General features: G+C 57.5%; 22 protein-coding genes. 9 read left to right on the forward strand and 13 right to left on the reverse strand.

Going from position 1 to position 26,949, the window contains the following annotated elements:
* The first annotated feature begins 237 nt into the window (after window positions 1-237).
* From SG26_RS17890 to SG26_RS17915, 6 genes are all read left to right on the forward strand, one after another.
* Entirely contained in the window at window positions 238-540 is a 303-nt protein-coding gene (locus SG26_RS17890; RefSeq protein ID WP_225306799.1) for a hypothetical protein, read from the forward strand.
* A gap of 120 nt (window positions 541-660) precedes the next feature.
* The gene (locus SG26_RS17895) at window positions 661-1,914 is read left to right on the forward strand and encodes a Glu/Leu/Phe/Val dehydrogenase (RefSeq protein WP_050038380.1); all 1,254 of its coding nucleotides are present in this window, start codon (window positions 661-663) and stop codon (window positions 1,912-1,914) included.
* Window positions 1,915-2,015: 101 nt separating this feature from the next.
* Window positions 2,016-2,555, forward strand: a complete 540-nt coding sequence (locus SG26_RS17900; RefSeq protein WP_014031024.1) for a ribbon-helix-helix protein, CopG family — start codon at window positions 2,016-2,018, stop codon at window positions 2,553-2,555.
* Between the two features lie 186 nt (window positions 2,556-2,741).
* Window positions 2,742-3,950, forward strand: a complete 1,209-nt coding sequence (locus SG26_RS17905; RefSeq protein ID WP_050038381.1) for an Nramp family divalent metal transporter — start codon at window positions 2,742-2,744, stop codon at window positions 3,948-3,950.
* Entirely contained in the window at window positions 3,951-5,945 is a 1,995-nt protein-coding gene (locus tag SG26_RS17910; RefSeq protein ID WP_050038382.1) for a hydantoinase/oxoprolinase family protein, read from the forward strand. It begins immediately after the preceding gene.
* Window positions 5,942-7,570, forward strand: a complete 1,629-nt coding sequence (locus SG26_RS17915; protein WP_050038383.1) for a hydantoinase B/oxoprolinase family protein — start codon at window positions 5,942-5,944, stop codon at window positions 7,568-7,570. The genes SG26_RS17910 and SG26_RS17915 overlap by 4 nt, the downstream gene beginning before the upstream one ends.
* Before the next feature lie 156 nt (window positions 7,571-7,726).
* Here the strand turns inward: SG26_RS17915 and SG26_RS17920 are convergent, their stop codons facing one another.
* Window positions 7,727-8,287, reverse strand: a complete 561-nt coding sequence (locus SG26_RS17920) for a PAS domain-containing protein (protein WP_008311751.1) — start codon at window positions 8,285-8,287, stop codon at window positions 7,727-7,729.
* Window positions 8,288-8,416: 129 nt separating this feature from the next.
* On the opposite strand from SG26_RS17920, the gene SG26_RS17925 reads away from it, so the two are divergent.
* Entirely contained in the window at window positions 8,417-8,821 is a 405-nt protein-coding gene (locus tag SG26_RS17925) for a DUF4864 domain-containing protein (RefSeq protein WP_008311749.1), read from the forward strand.
* A 420-nt stretch (window positions 8,822-9,241) separates the two neighbouring features.
* On the opposite strand, the gene nhaC is transcribed toward SG26_RS17925, so the two are convergent.
* Complete coding sequence (gene nhaC, locus SG26_RS17930; RefSeq protein WP_014031017.1) at window positions 9,242-10,708, reverse strand: Na+/H+ antiporter NhaC; 1,467 nt, start codon at window positions 10,706-10,708, stop codon at window positions 9,242-9,244.
* Between the two features lie 361 nt (window positions 10,709-11,069).
* Between nhaC and SG26_RS17935 the strand changes: the two genes are divergently transcribed.
* Entirely contained in the window at window positions 11,070-11,870 is an 801-nt protein-coding gene (locus SG26_RS17935) for an IclR family transcriptional regulator (protein WP_008311746.1), read from the forward strand.
* Window positions 11,871-13,858: 1,988 nt separating this feature from the next.
* Here the strand turns inward: SG26_RS17935 and SG26_RS17940 are convergent.
* The 8 genes from SG26_RS17940 to SG26_RS17975 form a co-directional block, all read right to left on the reverse strand.
* On the reverse strand, window positions 13,859-14,242 hold the full coding sequence (locus SG26_RS17940; protein ID WP_014031015.1) for a hypothetical protein: 384 nt from the start codon (window positions 14,240-14,242) through the stop codon (window positions 13,859-13,861).
* Window positions 14,239-15,084 (reverse strand): ParA family protein, encoded by an 846-nt coding sequence (locus SG26_RS17945; RefSeq protein ID WP_050038384.1) that lies wholly within the window; start codon window positions 15,082-15,084, stop codon window positions 14,239-14,241. Before SG26_RS17945 ends, SG26_RS17940 begins: the two co-directional genes overlap by 4 nt.
* A 100-nt stretch (window positions 15,085-15,184) precedes the next feature.
* A complete protein-coding gene (locus SG26_RS17950) occupies window positions 15,185-16,420 on the reverse strand; it encodes a tyrosine-type recombinase/integrase (RefSeq protein ID WP_023842984.1) in 1,236 nt (411 codons plus the stop codon).
* 547 nt (window positions 16,421-16,967) lie between these two features.
* On the reverse strand, window positions 16,968-17,405 hold the full coding sequence (locus SG26_RS17955; RefSeq protein ID WP_175055173.1) for a hypothetical protein: 438 nt from the start codon (window positions 17,403-17,405) through the stop codon (window positions 16,968-16,970).
* A 280-nt stretch (window positions 17,406-17,685) separates the two neighbouring features.
* Complete coding sequence (locus tag SG26_RS17960) at window positions 17,686-18,384, reverse strand: DUF2270 domain-containing protein (RefSeq protein ID WP_014031012.1); 699 nt, start codon at window positions 18,382-18,384, stop codon at window positions 17,686-17,688.
* On the reverse strand, window positions 18,381-18,671 hold the full coding sequence (locus tag SG26_RS17965) for a sulfurtransferase TusA family protein (RefSeq protein ID WP_023842982.1): 291 nt from the start codon (window positions 18,669-18,671) through the stop codon (window positions 18,381-18,383). Before SG26_RS17965 ends, SG26_RS17960 begins: the two co-directional genes overlap by 4 nt.
* Window positions 18,672-18,897: 226 nt before the next feature.
* Complete coding sequence (locus SG26_RS17970; RefSeq protein ID WP_225308153.1) at window positions 18,898-20,547, reverse strand: histidine kinase N-terminal 7TM domain-containing protein; 1,650 nt, start codon at window positions 20,545-20,547, stop codon at window positions 18,898-18,900.
* Between the two features lie 167 nt (window positions 20,548-20,714).
* Complete coding sequence (locus tag SG26_RS17975) at window positions 20,715-21,656, reverse strand: UbiA family prenyltransferase (protein WP_023842980.1); 942 nt, start codon at window positions 21,654-21,656, stop codon at window positions 20,715-20,717.
* A gap of 516 nt (window positions 21,657-22,172) precedes the next feature.
* Between SG26_RS17975 and SG26_RS17980 the strand changes: the two genes are divergently transcribed.
* The gene (locus SG26_RS17980; protein ID WP_050038460.1) at window positions 22,173-23,129 is read left to right on the forward strand and encodes a bile acid:sodium symporter family protein; all 957 of its coding nucleotides are present in this window, start codon (window positions 22,173-22,175) and stop codon (window positions 23,127-23,129) included.
* 216 nt (window positions 23,130-23,345) lie between these two features.
* Here the strand turns inward: SG26_RS17980 and SG26_RS17985 are convergent, their stop codons facing one another.
* Genes SG26_RS17985 through SG26_RS17995 form a run of 3 tightly spaced genes read right to left on the reverse strand, consistent with a single transcriptional unit; the run spans window position 23,346 to window position 26,633 of the window.
* A complete protein-coding gene (locus tag SG26_RS17985) occupies window positions 23,346-24,305 on the reverse strand; it encodes an ABC transporter ATP-binding protein (RefSeq protein ID WP_014031007.1) in 960 nt (319 codons plus the stop codon).
* Window positions 24,305-25,417, reverse strand: a complete 1,113-nt coding sequence (locus SG26_RS17990) for an iron ABC transporter permease (RefSeq protein ID WP_014031006.1) — start codon at window positions 25,415-25,417, stop codon at window positions 24,305-24,307. The genes SG26_RS17985 and SG26_RS17990 overlap by 1 nt, the downstream gene beginning before the upstream one ends.
* 4 nt (window positions 25,418-25,421) lie before the next feature.
* Window positions 25,422-26,633, reverse strand: a complete 1,212-nt coding sequence (locus tag SG26_RS17995) for an ABC transporter substrate-binding protein (RefSeq protein WP_050038386.1) — start codon at window positions 26,631-26,633, stop codon at window positions 25,422-25,424.
* Between the last annotated feature and the right edge of the window lie 316 nt (window positions 26,634-26,949).

A 26,949-nucleotide genomic window follows, 5' to 3' on the forward strand; every position in this document is an offset into this window, starting at 1 on the left:
GGTTGCCGTGTTCTGTATGGAGGGTTCAATAGTAAACACCTGGTGTCTGGAGGGCTTCGTTGCTAAACAATTTAGTATTTGCTCATTCCCGCGGTCGTTCCGATAGAGTGCCATCGGTCGACGGCCGGTACTCGGGAGACACATGACGGACATCACACAGACGCCGACACGGTCGGTCCCTGCCCGTCATCCGGGCAGTCGCGAGCCAATAGCTCCCGCCGATTCAGCTCAGCTATGATGGACGTACAACGTCGCTTGACGGAGAAGAGAGCTATCAGGCACGTCGAAGCGCCGACGTCGATGCCAGTGTTCCGTTCCGTGACGCGGGTCTGGCACTTCCCCAGCGGAGACGTCCTGCTCGAACGTGCCGAACGTCGTGACTGTCTGATCCCGGACGTCGACCGGGTCAACGTTCCAGTACGTGGAACGGAACAGGTTGCGGACGCTGTGGCACTCGATACGAACACCGCTGTTCGGGTGACGGACAATACAGGAAACGTAGTTGTGTCAGAATTTGATAAGAATGTGAAGATAGGATAAGTGATTCGGAGCCAAGCGCGGTTGTAAGCCCCTCTTTTAGTGTTTACTATACCGAGTGATATAGTAATTTTCCTGGTAGAAATAGATAGCTTTTGGTATCTCGATGAATCCCGTGGATATATGTCTGATGTAAATCCGTACCAGAGTCTACGGACACAGATAGATGCAGCAGCACAATATTTAGACATTTCAGAGGGACAGCTGGAACGGCTGAAAACTCCCGAGCGGATACTGGAGACGAACCTGTCTGTCGAGATGGACGACGGGTCGGTCGAGGTGTTCCGTGCGTACCGGTCACAGTTCAACGGTGACCGCGGCCCATACAAGGGCGGAATCCGCTATCACCCGCAGGTAGACCGGGACGAGGTCAAGGCGCTCTCCGGCTGGATGGTCTACAAGACGGCGACGGGCGATATCCCGCTCGGCGGCGGGAAAGGCGGCATCGTCATCGACCCGAGTGACTATTCCGAGAGCGAACTCGAACGGGTCACGCGCTCGTTCGCGAAGGAACTGACGCCGCTGATTGGGGCCGACCGCGACGTGCCCGCACCCGACGTCAACACGGGCCAGCGCGAGATGAACTGGATCAAGGACACCTACGAGACACTCGAAAACACGACCGAACCCGGCGTCATCACCGGGAAGGACCTCGCAAGCGGTGGCAGCGAAGGCCGCGTCGAAGCGACCGGGCGTTCGACGGTCGTCGCAGCGCGTGAAGCCTTCGAGTATCTCGACAAGGACCTCGAAGGCGCGACGGTCGCAGTCCAGGGCTACGGGAACGCCGGCTGGATCGCGGCGAAACTCATTCACCAGATGGGTGCCAACGTCGTCGCCGTGTCCGATTCGAGCGGGGCTATCTACAGCGAAGCGTCGTTCGACCCCGTCGCAGTCAAGGACTACAAACGCGAAACCGGGAGCGTCGTCGGATATCCGGACGCAGCGGAGGAACTCACGAACGAGGAACTGCTCACGCTTGATGTCGACTTGTTGATCCCGGCCGCACTCGAGAACGCCATCGACGAGTCCCTGGCACAGGACATCTCCGCCGACGTCATCTCTGAGGCCGCAAACGGCCCGATTACCCCCGCAGCGGACGACGTTCTCAGCGACCGCGAGACGCTGGTCATTCCGGATATCCTCGCGAACGCAGGCGGCGTCATCGTGTCGTACTTCGAGTGGGTCCAGAACCGACAGCGCTTCTACTGGTCCGAAGAGCGCGTGAACGAGGAACTGGACTCGATTATCGTCGACCAGTTCGGGAACCTCGTCGACGCCTACGAGGAGCGGAACCTCCCGTCGCTCCGAACCGCCGCGTACGTCGTCGCACTCCAGCGGGTCATGAACGCTGGCGAGCAGCGCGGCACCTGGCCATAGGCGAGTCCCAGACCACGGTCAGTCGCGCATCGCTGCCATGTTTGAGAGTCCTCTGTCACCAAACGACACGATATTAAGGCCGTCCAGCGACGAGGGGCACTATGCCAACCGACCGCGTCACCGTCTCTCTCGACGAGGAGACCAAGGAGACGTTAGAGGATCTGACCGACCGAACTGGGGAAAGTCAAAGCCAACTGATCCGCGAGGCAATCGCGTTCTACGCGGCGAACTTCGACTCGGCGCACGCGAGCGACAGCGACCACCTCCAGACGTACTACGAGATGCTCTCGACGGGCGAACATGTGCTTCTGGATATCGACTTGCTGCACGCACTCCTGAGCCAGTTTAGTGATCCAGCACAACGTGACGAGGGGGTTCTCGAAATGATCGATCAGGTAGCCCAATACCACGCACAGGAGTACGCCGAGCGGTTCGATTCACTCGAAGACGTTCTCGAATGGCTCTCGCTGTGTGGGTTCCTGACCGTTCGACGGGACGAAAAAGGGAGTTTCCACGTTGTTTTCCCATCCGAGTCGGTGCGATGGTTGATGATCCGGTTCATCCGCGGTAGCATCACCGACCTCCCGTTCGAAATCGAAATCGAAGAGAGCGTTTCGAAGGTGCTGTTGCGAGAACGCTAGCAGTGAATACCCCCGCCCGGGACGCAAACCGACTCGAATCCGGAGATAGGGTATTTCGTACTCGTTCACACATCTGGTGACACGTACACAGTGTTCATACGACCGATGTGCCGACTACACACAGGTCTTAACAATGTTTTTTATTACCTGCTGGGACCGTGACAGTGGCTATCAAAACTAACAATCATGAGCATTACAAAACGACTCAAAGCCGTCGGTCCAGGAGCGATGGTCGCGGCCGCGTTCATCGGCCCAGGCACGGTCACGACTGCGAGCGTCACCGGGGCGGAGTTCGGCTATGCGCTTCTGTGGACAATGGTCTTCTCGATTGGGGCAACGATCGTTCTCCAAGAGATGAGCGCGCGACTGGGCCTCGTCTCGGGCGAAGGACTTGGTGAAGCACTTCGAGAGCGGTTCGACAATCAGATCGTCGAATACGTGAGTATATTCCTCGTTGTCGGCGCGATCGGCATCGGGACTGCCGCCTACGAGGCCGGGAACATCCTCGGCGGTGCCGCAGGGCTCGCAACGATCACGGGTATCGACTCGACGGTGTGGGGCGTCGTGATGGGGCTCGTCGCCGGACTCCTGCTCTACACTGGGCGCTACAAGCTGATCGAGAAAGCGCTCATTGGGCTGGTCGCCGTGATGGCGTTTTCATTCGTGGCGTCGGCGATCCTCATCGGTCCCGATCCCGGTTCGATTGCGATGGGGTTCATCCCCGGTATCCCCTCGGGGTCGCTGTACCTCATCACCGGCCTCATCGGCACGACCATCGTCGGGTACAACCTGTTCCTGCACGCGAGTAACGTCCAGGAGCGGTGGAGCGGTCCCGAGGATATCGGCCACTCGCGTATCGACACGGTGCTGTCTATCGTCGCAGGCGGCGTCATCACGATTACGATTATGGTCACCGCGGCTGCAGCGTTCGAGCCAGGAACCCAGATCAGCGATATCGGCCGGATGGCCGAACAGCTGCGACCCATCGCGGGTCCGTACGCCGAACTGTTCTTCAGCATCGGCATCTTTGCCGCCGGGTTCACGAGCGCGACGACAGCACCGCTTGCGGGCGCGTGGGCGACCACAGGTGCACTCGGCTGGGATTCGGATATGCAGAGCACACAGTTCCGTGCCGTCTGGGGCACCATCCTCGGCGTCGGAGTGCTTTCGGTGTTGCTGGGTGGCAGTCCCGTCCAGATCATCGTGTTCGCACAGGTGGTCAACGGGATTTTATTGCCGATCGTTGCAGTATTCCTGATATACGCGATGAACCAGCGGGACCTCCTCGGCGAGTACACGAACGGGTCGATAGCGAACGCCCTCGGCGCTATCGTGACGCTCATCGTCGTGTGGCTCGGGGTTCGGACGCTGCTCAGCGTCGCGGGGGTACTGTAGATGGGAGATCGGAGAATCGGTGTCGACGTCGGTGGAACCTTCACCGACGTGACGCTGTCGCTCGACGGCACGCTCGTAACTGCGAAAGTCCCGAGCACCGAAGACCAGAGCGAGGGCGTAATCGCCGGGATCGAGAAGGCCTGCGAAGCGGCCGACATCGACCCGGAGAGCGTGACCGAGTTCTCTCACGCGATGACCGTCTCGGTCAACGCACTCCTCGAAGAGGACGGCGCAAAGACCGCGCTCGTCACGACCGACGGGTTCCGGGACGTGCTGGAAATCGGCCGCCAGGATCGCCCGTCGCTGTATGACCTGTCCGCGGAAAAGCCGACACCGCTGGTTCCCAGACGCCGACGCTTCGAAGTGTCCGAACGGACGACCACCGACGGTATCGAAGAGCCCGTCGACGAGGCCGAAGTCCGGGCAATCGCCGCGCAGTTACGCGATCTGGATGTCGAATCCGTCGCCGTCTCGCTCTTGCACGCGTACGCGCACCCTGAAAACGAAACGCACGTCGCAGACATCCTGCGGGACGAACTCGACGTTCCCGTCTCGGCTTCCCACGAAGTCCTCGCCGAGTTCCGCGAGTACGAACGAACCTCGACGACGGCCGTCGACGCGTACGTACGGCCGGCGATTGACCACTACGTCAGTCACCTCACCGACCGTGCTCGGGACCTCGGGGTTCCACAGCCACGGATCATGCAGGCCAACGGCGGCATCACCGACGCCGATACCGTCAGGCGGAACGCTGTGACGACGGTTCTCTCGGGCCCTGCCGCCGGCGTCGTGGGGGCAGGGTCGATGGCGGCCGACGAACAGGACGGGCTGGTCACGTTCGACATGGGCGGGACCTCTAGCGACGTGAGTCTCGTCCGCGACGGCGAGGCCGAACGGACCACGGAGGGCGTCATCAACGAGCGGCCGATCAAGACGCCGATGGTCGATGTCGAAACAGTCGGAGCCGGCGGCGGGTCCATCGCCTGGGTCGACGCCGGGGGCGCACTCCGCATCGGACCGCGCTCCGCCGGAGCCGACCCTGGCCCTGCCTGCTACGGAAAGGGCGGGACTGCGCCGACCGTCACCGACGCCAACCTCGTGCTGGGCTACATCGGTGCAAGCACCAGCCTGGGTGGGGAACTATCGCTCGACGAGGACGCGGCATACGATGCACTCGCGGACCTTGCCGACGAGGCAGGACTCGGCGGTCCACTGGAAGCCGCCCGGGGCGTCTATCGCGTCGCGAACGCGAACATGACCAGGGCCATCCGTTCTGTGACCGTCGAGCGTGGGTACGACCCGCGGAAGTTCGGCCTCGCCGCATTCGGGGGTGCCGGGCCGATGCACGCGGCGTCCATCGCGGACAGCCTCGATATCGACCGGGTCGTGATTCCGCGCGCCTCAGGCGTGTTGTCGGCATATGGCCTGCTCGCAGCCGACGAGAAGCGCGACGCAGTACGGACGTATCAGCGCTCGCTCGGCGCGGTCGACCCCGACGATGTCGACGCAGTCTACGAGGAGTTGTCCGAAGAGCTACTGGCTGAAGTCAGCGACCGCGAGGCGGCGACAGTGCGACACTCAGCCGACCTCCGGTATGCCGGCCAGAGCTTCGAACTCACCGTGGACGTCGACCGGCCGTTCGACACCGCAGACGCCCGCGAGCGGTTCGGAGCAGCCCACGAGTCCGCGTACGGGTATCGGGCAGACGAATCCGTCGAACTGGTGAACTGTCGCGTGACGACGACCGTCGAGCGGAGCGCACCGACGGTCGAGTACGATGCCGATGGCGACCCACAGAAGGGCTCTCGTGAGGCGGTGTTCGCCGATGAGGTCCGCGAAACCCCGGTTTACGAGCGGCCGAAGTTGCCACCACGGGACGAAATCGACGGCCCCGCGATTGTCGAGGGCGATGAGAGCATAATCGTCATCCCACCGGCCTGGAATGTCCGGGTTCGCGATGACGGGACGCTGACAGCAGAGGTGAGCGACGAATGAATGACGAAGCCACCACATCGAGTGCCGAACAGGAGACGATCGACCCCGTAACGCTGGAGATCCTCAGGAACCAGCTAGAAAGCGTTGCAACAGAGATGGGACATGTGCTCATCCGTGGGGCCTACTCCCCGAATATCAAGGAGCGACAGGACTGTTCGACGGCGCTCTTCGACGCGTCGGGTCGGATGGTCGCACAGGCGGAGCATATTCCGGTCCACCTCGGCGCGATGCCCGACGCGGTGGATATTGTCCTCCAGAAGGACCCGAAACCGGGCGACGTCTTCATCGTCAACGACCCGTTCGCTGGCGGGACACACCTCCCGGACATCACGCTCGTCTCGACGATCGCGCCCAACGACGAGATAGTCGGGTACGCCGTCTCGCGAGCCCATCACGCCGACGTGGGCGGGAGTTCGCCGGGAAGTATGCCACCGGGTGCACAGGAGATTTACGAGGAAGGGCTTCGACTGCCCGCGGTTCGACTCGTCGACGGCGGCGAGCCCAACGAGGCGGTCCACGACCTCATCCGTGCCAACGTCCGGACACCGGACGAGCGCGAGGCGGATCTGCGAGCCCAGCGCGCCGCGAACGCCCGGGCCGAGGAACGCATCGGTGAACTACTGTCTGAACACGGGGCGACCCTGCTCGACGCGTTCGATGCTGTCATCGAGTACTCCCGCGAGCGGGTCGAAGCTGAACTCGACGGGCTCCCGGACGGGACGTATCGAGCGCAGGATATCCTCGAAGGCGACGGCGTGACCGATACCGACATCCCGATTGAGGTGGCCGTCACCATCGATGGGGCCTCGATAGCTGTCGACTTCGATGGGACCGCCGACCAAGTGGCGGGCAACCTGAACGCGCCGCTTTCGGTCGCGAAGAGCGCGGTCTACTTCGTCGTCCGAGCGATAACCGACCCGGAGATTCCGCCGAACCACGGCTGTTACGAGCCGGTATCCGTGTCCGTACCTGAAGGGTCGATACTCGACCCGAAGCCGCCAGCAGCGGTCGTCGGTGGCAACGTCGAGACCAGCCAGCGCGTCATGGACGTCACGCTGGCGGCGCTTGCCGAAGCAGTCCCCAACAAGGTTCCTGCCGGTGGACAGGGAACGATGAACAACCTCATCATCGGCGACCGAACCGGCGATTTCACGTATTACGAGACAATCGGCGGCGGGTTCGGTGCCAGGCCCGAGAAGGACGGGATGGACGGCGTCCAGGTTGGAATGACAAACACGCTCAACACGCCCGTCGAAGCGATGGAGACCGAGTATCCGCTCCGGGTCGAGCGGTACGCGCTGCGTCCGTCGAGCGGCGGCGACGGCCGATACCGTGGCGGCCTGGGCCTCGAACGAACCGTCACCGTCGAGACAGACGCCACCGTGTCCCTACTGACGGAGCGCCGGCGGACGGCCCCCGCTGGAATCGACGGCGGCGAAGACGGCGCGACAGGGGAGAATCTGGTCGACGGCGAACCGGTCCCCGCGAAGGCCTCCGTTGACGTCGAGGCCGGGACGACCGTCTCGGTCCGAACGCCCGGTGGCGGCGGGCACGGTGACCCAGCAGAGCGGGACCCGGCAGCGAGGGAACGTGACCGACGCGACGGAAAGGTAGACGACGAGTGACGCTGGGTCGGTCGCTCCCTACCAGAACGCGACCGACCCGTGAAGTGGGTATTGCGCGTGCCACACTCATATGCGGGCGACACTGGTGTACCTCCCACAGTGCAAGCTGACCGTCCACTCGGTCTGAAACGCGTCGTGAAGGGGTGCCACCGACGGTTAGCTATCTGCCGTGCCGATTGCTTTCTGTACACCGAGCCAGTTCGTGATGGAGCCGTCGGGACCGGTGAGTGGCACTATCGTCACTCGGTTTTTGAAGCGTGTGCCATCCGCCCGGTAGTTCCATAGTTCGACGGTCCGCTGTTCCCAGATGTCGATCCCCTCCTGAAGTGTCGCGACCGACTCTGGGTCCGTTGCCGGCCCTTGCAGGAGGCGGAGATTCTCGCCGCGGAGTGCGGTCAGCGAGTAGCCCGACATTTCTCTGAACGTCTGTGTCGCATATCTGAGCGGATTATCTTGGTATGCAGGCCCGGTGAGTGTCAGGCCCATCGGTGCCGTCCCAAGTCGCACCATTTTCGCGATAATCTCTCGCTCGAAGGGCGTCACAGAGCCGAGCTTGAGCGTATCGAGGTTCTGAAGAATGTCTGCCGGCGACTCGTCGGCAGGGTGTGGATCGACAGTCCGGAGCTGGTGTGTTTCGACAAGGCCCGGAAGCCGCTGGCGAAACCGCTCCTCGTCGAGCAACATGGTTTCGATAAGTACGTCCCTCAGTTCGGCCATGATCGCAGTCGCCAGTTCTAGCTGCCGGGAACACAAACTCCCGTCGATATCCGGGTTTGTAGCCGATCAGCCGTGCCATTCATGCTGGTATAGCCCCTGTTTCAGAGACACACGGCACCTACGATATCAATGTCTGAAGACGAGCATCCGGTGACTGGCCTTCCAACGTCCAGCGAGACATACAGCCCTGGTGATGCTGTTGCCCTCCAGGTCGATGCGCTAAAAACGAACGACGACCCGTTTGAGAACGCAGGTATTATGACGGCGTACAACTTCGCCTCCCCAGCCAACCGCCGCTCGACTGGGCCACTGGACCGATTTATAGCCATGGTCGAGTCACCGCAGTACCGCCCGATAATCGACTTCGGAGAGGCTGTGCGAGGCTCTGTCGAGCGAAACGAAAACTACGCTGAACAGCGGGTGACGATTACGGGGCCGGATGGACGAACGACCACGTACGAGTTCGGTCTATCAGTGCAGTCCGTCGGCGAGTTCCGAGGCTGCTGGCAGACCGACCGTGTGGGAGTGGTCTGAGCTCACCTAACGAGAGGCCCTAGCGTTACAGAACATCGTGAACTGCGCTTCAGTGGTTAATCGCCCCCCAGTTCCGGGTGTTCAGCCGTTTCGATGTGACAGTCGTACGCCCCCATGCAGGGATTTTCGCATCCATGCCCCCCAGCGTCGACAAGAGTATGCACCCAGGATTGGGTTGAATAACCTTGTATTGATAGTTATTTTCGATAGTTTTGTAGTATACGTATATAAATAGGTATCTTTATATTTGTGATTGGATTTTTAAAGGTACTTACCGCCTATTTCGGTTGGGATATTCGAAGACGTCGATATTTGTCACCAATGAGTGAGTATATCCAGTTCGGTGGACTCGAATGGTGCCTGTGATTCCGAATCGCAGTGAGGTTCGGGGTACTTACCCGCTATCGGCGGGCAGTGCGCTCAGTCACTATCTGCCGGCGCAGCCACATTACTCGGAGTCTGGCTGTCAGTCTCGGTCTCGGTATACGTGATTTGCCAGCCGGTAACTCCCATGAGAATGAGGATAAGCGGCGAAAGGAAGCCCAAGAAGTAGTAGGGGGCGTACTGGAACGTACTGACGCCAAGCGTTCCGGCCATGAACACCGCGCCGCTATTCCACGGAATGAGCGCGCTCGTGACGGTGCCAGAGGACTCAATTGCCCGGGAGAGGTTTTCGGTCTTGAGGCCCTTCTCTTCGTAGAGGCTCCCGAGCGTCACGCCGGGAACAACGATACTGATATACTGTTCTGCCGCAAGGACATTCATCGAGACTGATGACAGGACCGTGATTCCAGTGAGGCTACCGACGCTGTCACTGAGCTGGCCGAGGTGATGTGCCAGGACAGCGATAATCCCAGTGCATTCGAACAGACCACCCAGTGCGAGTGCGGCGATGGCAATTGTTACGGCCCATGCACCGCCGACCATCCCACCGCTTGCGAGGAGGCCGTTCACGAGCTCCATCCCCGTTTCCGGGCTTGTTCCGCTCTGTGCGACGGTCCAGACCGATGTGAACGAGTTCCCCTGAAGCACGGCCGATGTTATCGCACCGGCAAAGACACCAGCACCAAGAGCTGGAATAGCGGAGATACCGTATATCGCCAGCCCAAATGTAACGAGAAGCGGGAAGAAAGCGAGCGGAGAGATCGTGAACGAGCCCGTGAGCGCCGTCTGTATCTCGGCGATGCGGTCCACGGGAATCGCTCCTGACGCGCGGATGCCGAGACCGGCGTACAGGACAACAGCAATGGAGAAGGCAAGGAAAGTGCCTGCCCGCATTGCGTTAATGTGGTCGTACAGGTCAGTGTTTGTCACCGCCGAAGCGAGGTTTGTCGTGTCCGAGAGTGGTGACTGTTTGTCTCCCGTGTATGCACCTGTGAGGATTGCGCCCGCGGTCATCGGTTCAGGGAGTCCAAGTCCCGATCCGATGCCTATGAAGGCAACACCGAGCGTCCCCGCTGCGGTCCATGATGAGCCGATGGCAAACGTTATCGCTGCAGTAATGATCGCCGTGAGCGGCAGGAACACTATCGGGTGCAGCAGGTCAAGCCCGTAGTACATGAGCGTCGGAATCGTTCCGGCCTGTATCCAGGTCGAGATGAGAGCGTAGACGATAAACAGGATAAACACGACCTGAATGCCCATTAGCAGCGTATGTGTAATCCCGGAGTACATCTCGTCCCAGGATATATCGAACCGGTAGTAACTGAACAGCCCAGTGAATGCAATGCCCCAGAGGAGTGGGAACTGCGGGTCAAGTCCATAGATGCCGATACCAATGCCCAGCGCGGTTAGCATCCCGATAATAGGGATCAGCGCTTCTCCCAGAGAGGGTCGGTCTTCGGGATCAATATCGTCGTACAACTTGATGTCGAATTCGGAGCTCATTCTTATTGAGTCGATTACTTATTGTCTGTATCGTTTTCTTCCCAGCAGTGTGCGTGTGCATTCAGTTTTCCGACGTGTATGCTTTGAAGCGACTTCTCAGTCGCTATACGGCTAGCTTGGCGACTAAGCCGACTTGTCCAACAGCGCATATCGTTTGCTCCATTGACAGCGTCATTAATAAAAGTTCATGTAGAGAGCGGTCGCGAAACTGTTTCTGGGTCAGATTGTGCTGGACTGCGGAGTCCACCTTACTGAGCGATCATACCGGTCGGATCAGTATGTGCTGTCGAAAGCGGTCGCACCGACAAACTGTACGTTCGATATACCAAAATCATATAACCTGATAAACGAGACTCAACATATGACTGAACGCGAACCGCCGACTGCAACTCGACAGATCAAGTCGATTCAGACTGCGAGCGATATCCTGCGCGAGATTCAGTCACAGTCTGAAGTGACACTTGCGGACCTCTGTGATGACGTAGACGTTGCCAAAAGTACATTGCATACGTATCTACAGACACTTGTTGCAGAGGGTTTTATTGACAAATCAGACGGCGTATATCGGTTGGGGCTGCGGTTCGTCCCACTCGGTGAAAGCGTCCGGAATCGGGTCGACCTCTATCAAATCGGAAAGGAGGAAGTAGAACGGTTAGCCGAAGAGACCAGTGAATGGGTTCACCTCACAGTTGCGTACCGGAACAGGGAGGTAACACTGTACGAGCATAATGGAGGAGAAACAGTAGCCATGGATTATCAACGGCGTACCAGGGAGTCCCCACAATATCTCCACTGTACTGCGACGGGAAAAGCGCTGCTGGCACATTTCGATGAAGCCCAAGTCACTGATATACTGGCCAGTGAAGAACTCGTTCAGCAGACAGAAAAAACGATTACTGATCCAGACGAACTGCGCGAGAGACTCGCAGAAATTCGAAGGAAGGGGTACGCCATAAACGATGAGGAGGAAATCCGGGGTATGCGCTCCGTGGGCGCTCCGATACAGGACGTGGACGGAGCAGTTTGTGGTGCGATCAGTGTAACCGCACCGAAAATGCGACTGTCCGGTGAATACCTCAATAGTGACCTTCCGGAGCTAGTGATGGAGGCAGCAAACATCATCGAGGTCAATTTAGAGTCTGCGGCCGCCCGGAGTAAATAGTGTTCACATATATCGAAGGCTACCATCGCTACTGCACTACGTCGTGAAGATATAGTTGAGTCCAGAAATGGCACAAGAAGGCATTAATCCGGAACTGTAGTTCAGATGCGCTCTATCTGAATACTCGAGCGGTGACGGGCATCCAGTCCTTCTCAGGGACACCCTGTGATACGCTCCCTTCTGTAGCAATCTGAATGGCTGGATAGCTTGACGCTCGTGTCGAGTTCGCCTATCAGATTCCGTTATTAGAGTGGCTAATGCATCGGTTTGAGGCCCCTTCGATCAGCGGTCCTTCTCCGCTTGTGAACCATACGCCCAGTTTCAATCGCTGTTGTACCGTCTTGGAGCGTTTTAGTCGGCTCGAATTCCAGTCTTATTTGTTTATTCCGAACTAAGTCTGCTTGCTGACGCCAGAGGCGCTACATCGCCGTCGGCAAACTTTGTCTCCTCTGTGTGTGCGCTTCGGTCGCGCATCAACCAGTGCAGCGGGAGAGTAAGGCAACTGAGATTCCATTCGGTATAGTCAAAGTATCGCCAGGGCTCAGGAGGCAACCAGATCTGCTGCATGGGCTGTATATTCACTTCCATTCCCAGCCAGCGGGTCAGACGGTCATGACCTGATCGGTCAGCCGAGACTCACACGCCGAGATCGTCATTGTTTGTCAGCAGTCCCGATCCTACTCATCAAATGCTACACCCTGACTCAGGGGAGCCGATGTATGCGGTCAAATTGATAGAGTGACGTGATGCGTGGCTAAGCATTCGGAACGGTCAGAGGTACCCGTTCCTGAGCACAATAACACAGGTACAATCGTTATATATTCTCACACGACACGCGGAATTTGATTAACGGGGTTCGACCCTCTTGTTATTAATTAACACTATTAACTATATCTTAGATAGCCGAACACCAATCCAAGTGTGGATTGACAAATTGAAAGTCAAAATGTGCAATTATACAAATCGTTTGGAGAGTGTACAATGACTTTTTCAAATTTGATGGAGATAATTGACTTTAGTGGCTATATAAGCCCTTTTCTATAGATAGAACGTCGCTTCTTGAACAATATCTGTTTAATCTACTTAGAGTAATCGGAAAGACGACGCTGAATCACCAATCTGGAGTCACGGCCGGTCCACATCGCCGGTGATGCCATCGGACTGGCGAACCCCCTGACTGGCTTCGGAATGGGACACGCGGCGCGGTCCGGCCGAGCGGCCGTAACGCCTTCGTACAGCAGGAGTCGTATAGACGCAGGTTGTTGTGCCAGAACTTCTGGACGAAAGCTGTCACTGGTGTGGCCTCACTCATTCATGACACATCGGACTGGAGGGAATAGCCAGTCTATCGAAGGTGGACATCGAGTATCAGGAGAGTTTCGAACCGCAGCAGCCCGGGGATATCGTAAGCGCTGTTCGGGCATTATCTAGCGCACTGAGCCAGGTATAGACGCATTTGGGTGGACACACCTGTTCGATTCGGAAACCGCTAGTGCCGGTTTGACCTATCGGTGGTAACTCTCGAAAGCACTTGACGCCCGCCACCGGCAGATCTATAATTGTCTTTGGGAGAAGGGGCGAACCGTCCGACAGGTATCGGCCACAGCGATTGTTGTCGTAGGAACAGTCGAGATATCTCGAAGAGAGAACTATACGTATTAGCTCGCCTCAGTACGTACAGCCGCTAATCGAACTCATCAGCTATTCGACCTATCGACACCCCATAGCCATTCCGCATGGCTAATCGAATTGGCCATACTGTATACCCACACAATATGGCTAATTGGTATAGTTATACGGTATAGCCCTTCCGCATATTCAAAAGAGATAGTTAGTTGGGATAGTTATATGAGCTAGCGGGTGAAGGTAGGCAGTTGACACAGTTAGCAGTCCAGTTTCGTTCGGTTAGGTATCGAGAAAGGACTGCAAAAGCAAAAGACAAAGCCGGGACAGAACGCGATGGTATGCGCTCAATAGCTATTGTGGACTTAGCGAGACGCGGCCGACTGCTCCCAGTCGTACCCCCACTCACGGAGCTTTTCAGCGACAAGGTCCGGATTGTCCATGGCAACGACGAGAGCCGCTTCCAGCGCGTCGGTCTTGTACACATCCTCACCGACTGCGTCTTCTAGATTACGGAGGAAAGTGGATTCGCGCTCCTCGACCTCGGGGCGAATGAAGATCGGCCGTTGCTTGCGGTCTTGCTTGACTGAGTCACGCCGGAATTTGTATGGGATGTCTGGTTGGGTCGCCGTTTCTACGTCGGCGGGTTCAGTTTCAACATCCATCACCTCATCCTGCTGCTCGTCCGATTCTGGCCCTGGATCCGAATCGGTCTCCGCAAACGGATCGTCGCCGGAGCCGGATTTCATGCTGTTGCCTCCTGTTCGCGAGTCTGTCGGAGATGCGCAGCTAGCTCTTCGAACTGCTCCAGCGTTTCGATTTCGTAGTCACGTTCCCGACTCCGGTGTTCTTCAATGTATTTGAACGCTGAACACTGTTTGCGCCAACAGCCTTCAAGCAAGGACGTCCGCTCCCGGAACACGACAGGTATATCGTACGACTCCGCACGGAGCCGTTTGAGCATCTCCTCTTGATCGTTGGTCCCTTTGAACCGATTCGGTACAGCAGCTAACACGCCCACGTTGATATCTAGCGTGTCTTCAAGCCCGGTCACGAGGTCTGCGAGGCCCTCGACGGACTGTTGGCCTTTCCCGCTGGGTTCAAACGGGATAACGAGGTTCCGCGTCGCGTGCAATGCGTTGTACAGTTTCACGTCCGCGGTCGCAGGCGGGTCGATGATGACAGTGTCGTACTCAGACGGAACGCCCGCGTCCTTTAGCACACGAAGGAGCTGGACGTTCGGGTTCCAGTTCTCACCGAAGTCCGCCGCTTCCTCCTCACGACGCCGCAGATGTTTCGAAAGGACCTCCAGAGAGTTGTGTGCGGGAAGGACATCGACACCCTCTGAGGTCTCAATGAGGTCAGTGAACGGCCCGCGTGGCCGTTCGACGAGGTGTCGTACTAAACTGTCGGCCTCCGAGTCCGTTCGGCGGTCCGCGACGTCGAACAGGAACGAGAGGCTCCCCTCCTGTGGATCCATATCGATTGCCAGTACGTCGTGACCAGCACGGGCGTCGGCTACGGCGAGGTTCGCCGCCATCGTTGTCTTGCCGACACCGCCGGCCTCACTGTACACGGTGTAGGTCAGCATACCGTATCGGATCCACCGCACAGATATAAAGATTAGTCAGACGGTATAGCTATACGGTATAGCCAGCTGGCATCTCTACAGCGGTCTCGCAAAACGCGGGCTACTCGACGAACAGCCCTGCGAGCGTCTCGCGCATCTCCGCCCGCCGGTGAGACCGGGCTTCAGACTCCGAGAGGTAGTTATCGAGTACGACTTGTGCAGACGCCGAGCCCTGCTCCGCTGCGACGTCTTCGAACCGTTCCGCAACCCGCCTGACAGCAGCGCCGTACGTAGTGTACCAGAATCGACGGCCGGTTTTTGGCGTTGGCGTGTCGCCGTCGACAGTGACATCTGCGGCCTCAGCCACTGATTTGAACCGTCGTCGGACGGTTTCGGCGGTTAGATGGCCAGTGGCTGCGGACGGAGAGGGCAAGAGGTAGCCACTCCACTCTGGATCGGCAAGCGTCTCTATACGGCGTTCTACCGTCTCCAGACCGGCCAGGAGAGCCACGGTCCCAGGACCATTTTTCCGCTCGCCGTCACCGAACTCTATGTACGGATGCGAGTCATCGTCCGGATCGAGGTTGAGCTGTCGAATATGTAGCGATGCGACTTCACTCGGGCGAAGCCCCCAACCGCAGCATGCGACCACGATGAATCGATCCCGTAGCTCACTCGCTGCTCCATACAAGCGTTGGACGGCGGTTCTATCGAGTGCTTTGTTGTCCCAGGACGGGGTTCTATCCCATCCAAACCGGATTTCGAGGTCAGCCAGTGGATTGTACGCGGCGTTTCCGAACATCACCAGGTGTTTGTAGAACTGCCGCGTGTCCTGAACGTATTTACGCCGTGACGCAAGCGTCGTCAGGGCATCGTCCAGTTGGTCCAGCGCATCAAACGTCGCCGCTACCCGATCCATCTCTGCAACGCGTTCGTCGGGATTCTCCAGCGGTGCGAGCAAATCTTTCGTATCGTGGATATTGGTATATACTTTCGCGTAGCGTCGTAGAATCGACCGCCGTGTGTCGATTGTCGCGTCAGCACGCCCACGTCGAGTCGAAAGTTCCTCGAGGTACCCCTCGATGGCCCGCTGGGTGTTGACAGAGAGGAAGTCAAATGATCCTGATGTCGTCGTGGCTTCTGGGACTCCGATCTCGTCGTAGAACTGCCCCGGGGACAGGTCGAATCGCCGTTGGAGATGCTTTACGAATCCCGGGAACTGTCCGTTCAGCCAGGTGTACGTGGGGGTTTCAGCGGTCGGGTCCAGCCCGTCGGTTTCCATCGTCGGTACGACGGTTTCGTGATAGAAAGACTCGCAGTCGGCTAAGTCCATCGTTGAGTAGCGAGTTTCAGTCATTGGATTTTGGGTGTGAACTGCAGTAACCGACGAACTGCTCTAGCTGGTTCGTCTGAATCACCGAGTTTTCGTATGTAGCGTATTTCCATCGTACGACTAATAGTTTGTCTTGTATTGTTTTCTCATGCAGAAACCCATAACAAGACAGATACAGATGGTCGCATTACCGCAGAACATAAACTATATAACGCTATATCAAATTCTGTGCTGTACAGGCTCGGTAGAAGTGTTCCACTGCGGTTTTATGCGGTTTAGGGCTCATCTCCACTCAAATTCCGTATACTCTGTGGCGGAGTCAAGCACAGGTTTCTCGTCTGTACTGAGAACAACCCCTTCATCGCTCTTCCAAAAGCACCAATGAGCAGGTAAGACCGACTACAGGATAGGGTATTCCGAGCGTGCGGTAGCTCCCGTAACTGTCACCGTCGGCTATTTGTGAAGGATTTCACAACACGGGGTGGGATATCGTGTAATGGCCAGACCAGCAGTATAGGACAGACTCAGCGGTTCTGAAATGTGGCTTACTCAAGGACCAAGCTCTCAGTTGTCACTCATCGGGACCGAACTCCTGGCAACCAAATCGGTCAATGTTCTCTGGCTGTGCACAGAGATAATCGAGCCGTTTTTCCATTTCAGACCGTGACATGCCCGCTTGGTTTTCTCGGGACTCCGCGAGCCGGGCTTGGCTGGCATTTAACATCTTTTCCTTCCTTTCTAGTTCCGAAACAAGTGTGTCTACGTCCTCGTTGCGTGTTTCTAACTGTTTGTTGAGGTCTGCAGCACGGGATTTTTCGGCCTTTCGGTCTTCTCGGGTCTCGTTCAGTTGTTCACGCAATTCCTCGTTTTCAGCGTGGAGGGCTTCGTTCTCTGTTTGTATGTCCTGTGCAGAATCCTGAAATGCAACTGTTGTCCCGACTATCCCACTGGTGGCCACCACAGTAGCGATGAGTAGCCAGGAACTGATATTGCGTGCAAGCGTAGTCACCGGTGAACCACCTCTGCTGTAGCCTGAATACTGTACTGGCGCCTCTCCCGGTGCAGCAGTAAAGGTTGAGTCATCATGTCCCAGCCTGATTGGTATGTGCTACTAATCGTAGTTCCCAGTTGGTTACATTTGGATAGCGATGAATCTCCAATAGTGCATCGACACTGATATAGAACCTAGACGAACTGACCGATTATTTCGTGTCCGTGATCGATGTGACCCACAGCATGCACCATCGCTACATAATTTCCGTGGGACTTCGGTGAATTCCAGTCAATACCTATTGGCGGAGATCTTCGGACCGAAGCTCTCCTTTTGCGTGCCATGTTCTGGGGCGGACGGCGACTACGATTGCAGCGGCGTATAGTAGTCCGACAGTGCCGATGACGACGACGCCGGGAAGCATACCGATAGCAGCGCTATCTGTCCACGAACCGGAACTGAACACGGTAATTCGTATGAGCCAGGCGGTTAGTAAGACAGTGAAAAGCGGCAGGTACACTCGTCGGAGTCGGTGCGCGATAGCTTCTTCCGTGCTAATTTTGATCGTCGGCTGTCGGTAATCGGCACTCAGTGACTTGCGCCAGTCCGGGTCGGCCACGCCTGCAGCGGGGTCTAACCCGTAGGCGAAGACGTTTGCTTGCAGTGTTCTAACTCGGCTGCGCCAGATATCGTAACCTCGGTATCGCCTGGCCTCGATGAACAGAAACACTGCAAGCGTGGCCGTTCCGATCAAGAGGATGTAATGCGGAATGTCCGGCCGCGAAAAGGCCCACGTAAGGATTGCAGAGATTACCAACACTGCCCAGTTGGTTGTCCGGTCGAGGCGCTCGCGCCAGAACTTCATCCGATGGATCTCGCCGCGGTAAAGATGGGCCATGGCTGAACTCGGACCCATATCCTCTTCTAGCAGGCCCTCGCCGACTTCCCGATGTGTCGAGTCGGTCGCGTCGACGTCCTTGTTTGAGACCCGTGTCATGAGTGGAAGATGAGCGACTGGAGATTCGAGTCGGTCGTGTGCTGGGCGGCCAGCGCCGAGTCGACACTATTGTCAGAATTTCTCCAGTCATAGTCAGGTAGTATATCTGCCGTAGCCGCCTGTTGAGGTCCCGTAGTCATCGTTGTGCGGACGTAGTGCTTGAGAACGTCCGTGCTCGCTTTTTCACCCGACGATAGCTCGTCAATGGTTTGTTTCGCCTTGACGACCGGCATCGGACAGTTCTCCCCGGTGACACCCAGCATCTGAGTAGGTTCGTGGTTGGCCATAGTATTGTTTCTTACTCTCAATACTACAGCCACATATAAAAACACAACGGTAGTGTCTCAGAAGGATATATACAATATACAAGCTTCCTTGGAGGGGGTTGCGGGATAGGTTTTGAAGTTTTGGAACGATAGAATTGTGCAATAATGGAAAGATACTGAATACTGTAGAGCGGTGCTCACTCAGGCACAGAGGAAGAACCGTCCACCTTCTCAACGTCCCGGTTACTTATTTTGATGAGAGAATCGGAATCCGTAGGATGACAGTCGTTCCCGTCGTCTCACTCGACTCGATATCGACGGTCCCACCTGCGATATCAGTTCCCCACACAACCAGTGCAAGCCCGAATCCGCTCCCGTGCTTTAGCGGCGTTTCCGAGCCATGTTCTACGAGAGCGAGCTCGTTGGAGTCAATACCGGGCCCGTTGTCTTGGACAGTGACCTGAACGTATTCGCCGTCCCGTTCGACCTCGATTGACACAACAGGGTCGGGAGAGGTATTGTGTTGAGCGGCGTTTTGAATGATATTCAGACAGACGACATCAAACAGGCAATCCACCGCGAAATCGGCCTGCCCGGAAGCATACTCGAACGTGACCTCGGGATACGCTTCGCTGGTCGAGTCGAGACACTCGTCGAGAATAGAGTTCAGGCTGAGAGTATCTCGTTCCTCCCGGCTTTGTTCAAAGATATCGATAACCGAACGGACTTTTTCCCCGAGTTCATTGATTTCGACGGCGTGTTCTTGCAGGGTTGCGGCCTTCGACTCACTATTGTGCGTGGCTAGATACGCAGCGTTACCGAGGATGACTTGCACGTTCGTTCGGATGTTGTGCCGGAAGACCCGGTGGAGAACCTCTAGCCGTTGCTGGTCACGGAGAAGGTTACTCACATCGTGTAAGGTAATGACCCGGCCGATAGTCCGATCATGGATATCTGTTACGAGACTTTCGGAGACGTCGTACGACTGGGACACCCCATTGGGACGGTAAATCGTTTGCCCGGCCTGTGTTGCGCTACCGAGCGCCGATAGATCCGGACTGATTTGTTCAAGTGGTCGGCCGAGGGCTTCGTTGGGCGTCGTCTGCAGGGCAGTGGTAGCTTGGTCATTCATATCGACGATATGGTCGTGCGTATCCAACACGAGAGCCCCTTGCTGCATCTGCTGAAACAGCGAATTGCGAGCATGGCGTATCGGCGTCGGATTTGCACCGAAGAGCTGGAACCTGGTGAGTGCGCCCAGATACGCGAGACCGGACACGGCAAAGGCAATCGGTGTCGGATCGACACCGGCAGATGGGAGTGAGCCCATCAAAAAGAGGACGTTCGTCACCCAGGGTGCCAGAAGACCGAGAAGGAGCGCTAAGCTCTGGCCGCGGAACGGGTCCACTTGACTCGTAACGAGTTTCAACAGCGGAAGTGCCCCGAGAAGGCCCAGCAGATACGTATAGCCGGCTATAATCCAAAACCAGACACCCGGCGTTCTGTTCAACGTCGCAATTCCATGTTCCTGAATGATGACCGAATTAGTGTACAGTAACTGGTGGGAGTGGCTCGTGAGTCCCAGAAAGACGGTAATTGCAGGGACGATCGAGTAGAGCAGGATGTGCTTGCGGGCCGTATACTCGGTATAGCCAGCATATTCGAGCGAAAAAAGCAGCCACGCTATCGGAATGATTGCAACACCGATCCAAGAGACATCGACCCAGAAAACCTTCGAGCTCAGCGTCGCTGCATCAATCCGGAAGATCAACGTGGCCGACCACCAGCACTGGCCTGCCAGGAGCAGAATAAGTGGGTCAGCGCCGGGTTCTGGGCGCTCTTTCCAGGCAAGGAGGCCGCCCGTAACGCCGACCGCAATCGTGGCGACCAACACCATCTTCATCAGCGTCAGTGAGAACACAACTATGTTGAAGATTAATCGGGTGCCATCGTTATAACCTATTTGCCTTCGAAAGTATCTAACGTTGACAGAATCGCCATCAGAGGGCCGAATACTTGCGGAAGAGAGTTGCTTTACAAATAAAGGTAATTTATATGATAGTGCTACTGGCCGAGCAGTGGGAAGACCACAACAACAAACGCTGGTAAGCGAGTACACTCTGCTGCGACCGCAAGTGCACTGTCGTTTTCGGTTCGGTTAAGACAGAAGATGACGCCATTCAGGAAGAGCAAACTAACTAAGAGAACGACCGCTTCCCTGAGATTAATGATGTTTGCAACAAACGCAACACCGAGCAGAACCGCTGTTAGACCCGTGATTCCGTAGAGGATATACTTAGTCCAGCGAACACCGACCACAACCGGGAGCGTCCGGACGCCGATTTCGCTGTCACCCTCCTTATCGCGCACATTCGGGATTTCTGTATTGACGAACGTCGCCAATACGAAAAACAGGAACACGACACCGACCGCCGGAGAAGCGGGCGCACCAACGTACGTTAGCGGCAGACACACAATGACGAGCGCCCAGACTACAGCGACGAGAGTTGAATTGAGAAGGAAGACCTCTTTCAGTCGCTGGGTACCGCTCGGAAGGGTAGGGATCCAGTCACAGGCGTAGAGAATCCAGCACATACCCGGTAACAGCGATAGACCAAAGCTGATGGGCCCACCCAATGCAGACAGGGCCACAGCAAGGCCGTATGCGATAGCCGCCAGAACGTAGAAGCCGTTCTGATATCGGCGCACGAAGGCAGTCCGTGCGGGGGACGTTTTCGCATCAGTTTCTAAGTCTGCCAACCGGTCGTTGCCATACACTGCGAACGTGAGCAGTCCTGCCACAATCGGAGCCGGCGTTAGAGGGAGCGCCAGTAGTTCACTCACAAGGACTGCTTCCGCCATCGCAATAACTGCGAGATACACGGAACTGTAGAGAAATATATTCCTGACTGGTCTCGTCAGCGTAGCTAGTTTTGTAATCAAAGAGCGATTCCTCACGGACTCTATGTCAGGCTGCTTGCCTGGGTTTTGTGCATCAGTCGGCATAGCTGCAGTAGAATATCGGCGAACTATACAGTAAAGTCCTACCCTATATTAAATATCTTCAAAAGTCGAAGTAAGTTTGGTTTGGCTTCGTCGTGGATGAGAATATAGTCAAACGTGCGGAACATCTTCGTATCTATCCAAGCGCTGTCTGAGCAAGCGACCATGGAATAGATTGAGTGTAGACGGGTTGGACGATACTATCAATGGCCAGGTGGATACCACTCCGTGAGCAGTTCACCACGGGAGGCTCTGTTCGCTCTCGGACAGACTCACTGCGCGTCGATATCAATCTCGACCCAACAATAGCGATAGTAGCCATTGAAAATCAATGCACACCTGATCGCACGATTGTAGTGCGATCAGTGTGTAACTCGTTTCAATTGGTACTATAGTCCAGAGAACCAGCGGCCGTCCCACATTGTGTGTTCGTCGTCCGACAGTACAGAGATCCAAAGTAAGCTTTTTCTACATTGTTCATCATCCAGATATGTGACTTCGACATCGACGCTTCGAGCGGTGAGTCGGGCTGCGAGCAAGTACTTCGTTGTCTGGGTAATCCTTCTGGCAGGGATCGCTCTCGTCAGGCCGGACCCGTTCGTCCCAGTGTTGGACTACGTGTCCCCACTGCTCGGGCTAATCATGCTCGGGATGGGGTTGACGCTCCAACCGGCGGACTTTCACCGGCTAATCGAGGAACCGGTCGATATCGGTATCGGCGCTGTCACGCAGTGGCTGGTGATGCCTGCCGCTGCGTACGGGCTGTATGTCCTCCTTGATCTTCCGGACGCTGTCGGTATCGGTCTCATTCTGGTCGGTGCCGCTCCCGGTGGGACCGCGTCGAACGTGATGGCGTATCTCGGTCGGGGTGACGTGGCGCTGTCCGTCGCGATCACGACGCTTACCACCCTTGCAGCGCCGATCGTGATGCCGGCCTGGGTAGTGTTTACCCTCGGCGAACAGATCAACGTCACCTTTGCGGAGATGTTTCAGAGCATCATTCAGATCGTCATCATTCCGGTGTTGCTCGGGTTCACAATCCGGTATTTGCTGGACCGCTATTCGCCCAAAGCCGCTGAAATCGGCACCGACGTGTTCCCAGTTATCAGTGTCGCCGCGATTGTTGCGATTGTCGCTGGCGTCGTTGGCGCGAACGTGGACAACATCCTCACGGCTGGTCTGCTTGTGCTCGTGGCGGTCGTCGCCCACAACGCGATCGGGCTTGGCTCGGGATACGGTGTCGGGCGGGCAACTGGAATGCCGAAAGACCGCGTTCGGACCTGTACATTCGAAGTGGGGCTGCAAAACAGCGGTCTAGCCGTCGCGCTGGCGACAACGCTATTCGAGCCTGCAGCCGCACTCATTCCGGCGCTGTTCAGCGTCTGGCACAACATCACCGGGCCGGCGCTGGCAAGCTTCTTTAGCTGGCAGGACGACGGACAGAAATCCGTCGAGGCTGTGCCAAGCGACGACTGAGGCTCGCTCCCCACGGTAACCCGATTTTCGGTGGTATCAAATCCGCTCATCCAGTGGTGAGCGACCGGGCCGTACGGACATGGAGGAGCCGGAAAGCGGGGGACCCGTTCGGCTCTCTCAACAAACAGAGTAATCGTACCCCCCGAACCGTCTGACGACTAGATCAGTGATGTCGATTCTGACGAATTCTGGATGTCTGAGTGGTGCTGCCACCGGTCACGGTTCCCGATCAGTATCCGGAACGTCCTCGGGAACAGGACCAACAGTGGTGTGTGCCGCCTGCGCGTCGGTGACCGGGTCAATTGGAATCACCTGAAGCCCATACTCGGTTTCCAGAACCGCCGCTTCGATCTCGAAGACGTCAGCAAGCAACTGTTTCGTGACCACCTCCTCTGGCGGGCCGCGGGCGTACATCGAGCCGTCCTTGAGTGCGACGATGTTGTCGGCGTACCGCGCTGCCTGTGCGATATCGTGGAGTACGAGGACGACCGTTATCTGACTCTCATCCCGGAGCGTTTCGACTATCTGCATCACTTCCAGCTGGTGCTGTGGGTCGAGGAACGTCGTCGGCTCGTCCAACAGCAACACGTCCGTGTCCTGCGCGATTGCCATCGCAATCCAGACGAGTTGCTTCTGGCCGCCGCTCAGGCTGTCGACATCGCGGTCACGGAGGTTCTCAATGCCGGCAAGTTGAATCGCGTCGTCGACGGCGGCTCGGTCCTCGTCGGACAGCGACTCGAAGAACCCAGTATGTGGGTACCGTCCGCGCTCGACCAGATCACCCACCGAGATACCGGTCGGAACGACGTTCTCCTGGGAGAGCAAGCCGAGTTTGCGTGCGAGTTCCTTGGACCCGAACTCGTCGATCGTCTGGCCATCGACAAAGACGGTTCCGTCGTCGGGCGAAATCTTGTCCGCCATCGCTTTCAGGAGCGTGCTCTTCCCGCTCCCGTTGGGGCCGATGAGCGCGGTCACTTCGTCCGGTGGGACGGCGATCGACTCGCCGTCGATGACAGGCTCGTCCCGTCCAGAGTACCCGACAACGAGATCGGTCCCGTCGATTTCTGCGGCCGACTCCGATGTCGTTTCACCGGCGCTATCGACGGCTCGTGTTCCGGCCTCGGACCTGTGTTCGACTGTCTCTCCGTCCATCTGTGAGGGCCGACCGTCAGCCATCAGACTTCACCCAGGTCGGTTTTCTTCCGCATCAGGTAGAGGAAGTACGGGCCGCCCACGATGCCGGTGATGACGCCCACCGGCAACTGGACGGGGCTCAAGGCGAGCCGTGCACCCACGTCTGCACTGACCAGCAGCGCCGGTCCGAGGAACAGACACCCCGCAAGCAGCAGCTTCGAATCGCTACCGACGAGATTACGGACCATATGGGGAACAATGAGCCCAACGAACCCGATGAGGCCGGCGACAGCGATGGCAGCCGCCGTCGAGAGAACGCCGATCCCCGCGATAGCGAACCGGACTTTCTCGACCGGCATCCCCAGTGAGTCCGCTCGGTCCTCGCCGAGTGCCAGTACATCCAGTTCCTGCGTAACGGCGAACGCGAGCGCCATCGCAAGGACGGTGAACGGCAACGCGATTCGTACCTCGGCCCACCCAGCGTTCATCAGAGTCCCGGAGAGCCACGCCTGCGCGGACATCGCAACGCCGAGATCGTCGATGAAGAAAAACAGCGCACGCTGGACGGACCCGAAGACGGTGCCTACCACAACACCTGCAAGCACCAGTCGGACGGGACTGGTACCGTTCTTCCACGCGATAGCATACACGAGCAGGAACGCGAGTCCGCCACCGGCAGCCGCAAATATCGGTAGGAACGGCACCAGTCCGGTGAGGAGTGTTAGCGTGAGCAACACGACTAATCCAGCCCCGTCGCTGACGCCGAGGATGTACGGGCTCGCGAGTTCGTTGCGCGTAATTATCTGAAAAAGCGCTCCCGATACTGCGAGGTTTGCGCCGACCAGGACGCCGACGAGGATACGGGGCAGCCTGAGGTTCCAGACGATGAGTTGCTGGCGGGTCAACCACTCCGGGACCGCTGCACCGAGAAACGCCCACCGCCAGACTTCGAGGCTGGACAGTACCGTCGGGTCGAAGACCGTCTGCCACGCCTCGACCAGCGTCAACGGGTACGCGCCGAAGCTCACCTGCAGTATCGTCGACCCGAGCAGGACGGCGAGGCTGCCGGCGATAATGAGGGCGAGCTTTGAGACCTCGTACCTGTCGGTAGTTCCTGCGCGTAGGTTCGTGAGTCGGTCGAATACCTTCGCCATCGCGTTAGATGTTTCCGTTGATGATGTCACTGACCGCCTGGCGATCGAACAGTTTCTCTTCGTCAGGGACGTCGCGGACAGGACCTGGCCACTCGCCGAAGCGATCGGGCCAGACTTGCTTGGCGGCGGCCTCCGTGGCGAAAAGATCGACGATAGGACCCTGGTATTGGCCGCCGATGCGGATGATGTTACCTTCCTGAACGGCGGTGAGGTCCTGACCGTTCGGGTTGTTTTCGAACGGCTCGACGACGTTGGTCACGAACTCGTCGTGAGTTGCGGTTGTGAGCCGGCCCACGGCAGCGATGTAATCTGGATCGTGGTTGAGGAGTTCCTCGTAACCGACGGTACCACCGCCAGGGATCTCAGCATCGTAACCGTCCCTGAGCCCGAGCCGTGAGAGGGGCTTGGTCTGATTGTGGTATTTGTGGATATCAGAGAGATAGAACTGGCCGGAAGTCGGGTCTACGCCGCGCCACACCGCAATGACGGAGGGGCGTTCGTCTTCAGGGGGGAGATCAGACCTGATGTTCGCCATGAACTCGTCGTGCAGCGACTCCCAGGCCCGGTACCGGGCCTGGCGCTGGAAGACCGCCGCCATCTTCTCGAAAACGTCGTAGAGTTCGTGGTAGGTTTCCTGCTCGTACCCAAAGGGATGTTCGGGGCCGAAGCGGATCGAGGAGGCGACGAACGGACCGGTGGCCTCCTCGATCTCCTGAATATCGGAGTCCGCCCAGTCGGTGAAACGTCGTAATCCCCGAGGGTCGATGAGATTGACAGCGGGGCCGGCAGCGTAGAAGTTCTCCTTGTCGTAGCCGGACTCGGAGCCGGCCGCCAGCGCCATGATGTCGTCCTCGTTGAACGTAACGTCGGGGAGGATGTCGTAGAACTTCCGTGGCGCCCGTGCCATGTCGGTCGCGGCGGTAGGCTGGATGCCGAGCGCCATCCCGATATCGAGGTAGACACTGGGAATGACCGAGTACGACTCGGGAATTTCTTCGAACGTGAACTCGCCGTGGGGCTCAATTTCGACGGTGTACGGCGTTGAATTTTCCGGAGTCGATTGCTCGGTATCTGCCGTGGCTTCGGCCTGGTCTGTTTGGGCACTCGCGGCCCCATCCCCGGTGGTTCCTCCATCATCGGAGCTCCCGCTGGAACAACCGGCGAGGGAAGCCACCAATCCAACACTACCTGCAAGTACTTCGCGTCTACGTGTCATCGCTTTTCAGGTGGGCCTAAAACAGATTAGTGATTCCTCCCTTTCGACGTAACACGGTGTGTACGATGTTCAGACCGTGAAATATCGAGCCGCTATGCGTCGCCCGTACTGCTCAGGCGTCACCGGCGATTGGAAACGCTGAACGAGTGCTGGCACTGCGGGCAGTGATAGCTTGTCGCATATCCGGTGCTCGAAACGTCCCAGTCGCCCCCGATCATACCACTCTCAAAATCACAGTCCGGACAGAACAGTACCATTTTCGAGGGTGTCCCAATAGTGTCTGTAGTTTCCTTACGAGCCATTTGCATTGATAGCA

Source organism: Haloarcula sp. CBA1115 (assembly GCF_000827835.1).
Classification (GTDB): domain Archaea; phylum Halobacteriota; class Halobacteria; order Halobacteriales; family Haloarculaceae; genus Haloarcula; species Haloarcula hispanica.

Excerpts from the sequence above, each read along its gene's own strand:
- SG26_RS17890 (WP_225306799.1), top strand. The coding sequence starts at position 238 with ATGGACGTACAACGTCGCTTGACGGAGAAGAGAGCTATCAGGCACGTC.
- SG26_RS17895 (WP_050038380.1), top strand. The coding sequence starts at position 661 with ATGTCTGATGTAAATCCGTACCAGAGTCTACGGACACAGATAGATGCA.
- SG26_RS17900 (WP_014031024.1), top strand. The coding sequence starts at position 2,016 with ATGCCAACCGACCGCGTCACCGTCTCTCTCGACGAGGAGACCAAGGAG.
- SG26_RS17905 (WP_050038381.1), top strand. The coding sequence starts at position 2,742 with ATGAGCATTACAAAACGACTCAAAGCCGTCGGTCCAGGAGCGATGGTC.
- SG26_RS17910 (WP_050038382.1), top strand. The coding sequence starts at position 3,951 with ATGGGAGATCGGAGAATCGGTGTCGACGTCGGTGGAACCTTCACCGAC.
- SG26_RS17915 (WP_050038383.1), top strand. The coding sequence starts at position 5,942 with ATGAATGACGAAGCCACCACATCGAGTGCCGAACAGGAGACGATCGAC.
- SG26_RS17920 (WP_008311751.1), bottom strand. The coding sequence starts at position 8,287 with ATGGCCGAACTGAGGGACGTACTTATCGAAACCATGTTGCTCGACGAG.
- SG26_RS17925 (WP_008311749.1), top strand. The coding sequence starts at position 8,417 with ATGTCTGAAGACGAGCATCCGGTGACTGGCCTTCCAACGTCCAGCGAG.
- nhaC (WP_014031017.1), bottom strand. The coding sequence starts at position 10,708 with ATGAGCTCCGAATTCGACATCAAGTTGTACGACGATATTGATCCCGAA.
- SG26_RS17935 (WP_008311746.1), top strand. The coding sequence starts at position 11,070 with ATGACTGAACGCGAACCGCCGACTGCAACTCGACAGATCAAGTCGATT.
- SG26_RS17940 (WP_014031015.1), bottom strand. The coding sequence starts at position 14,242 with ATGAAATCCGGCTCCGGCGACGATCCGTTTGCGGAGACCGATTCGGAT.
- SG26_RS17945 (WP_050038384.1), bottom strand. The coding sequence starts at position 15,084 with ATGCTGACCTACACCGTGTACAGTGAGGCCGGCGGTGTCGGCAAGACA.
- SG26_RS17950 (WP_023842984.1), bottom strand. The coding sequence starts at position 16,420 with ATGACTGAAACTCGCTACTCAACGATGGACTTAGCCGACTGCGAGTCT.
- SG26_RS17960 (WP_014031012.1), bottom strand. The coding sequence starts at position 18,384 with ATGACACGGGTCTCAAACAAGGACGTCGACGCGACCGACTCGACACAT.
- SG26_RS17965 (WP_023842982.1), bottom strand. The coding sequence starts at position 18,671 with ATGGCCAACCACGAACCTACTCAGATGCTGGGTGTCACCGGGGAGAAC.
- SG26_RS17970 (WP_225308153.1), bottom strand. The coding sequence starts at position 20,547 with ATGGTGTTGGTCGCCACGATTGCGGTCGGCGTTACGGGCGGCCTCCTT.
- SG26_RS17975 (WP_023842980.1), bottom strand. The coding sequence starts at position 21,656 with ATGCCGACTGATGCACAAAACCCAGGCAAGCAGCCTGACATAGAGTCC.
- SG26_RS17985 (WP_014031007.1), bottom strand. The coding sequence starts at position 24,305 with ATGGCTGACGGTCGGCCCTCACAGATGGACGGAGAGACAGTCGAACAC.
- SG26_RS17990 (WP_014031006.1), bottom strand. The coding sequence starts at position 25,417 with ATGGCGAAGGTATTCGACCGACTCACGAACCTACGCGCAGGAACTACC.
- SG26_RS17995 (WP_050038386.1), bottom strand. The coding sequence starts at position 26,633 with ATGACACGTAGACGCGAAGTACTTGCAGGTAGTGTTGGATTGGTGGCT.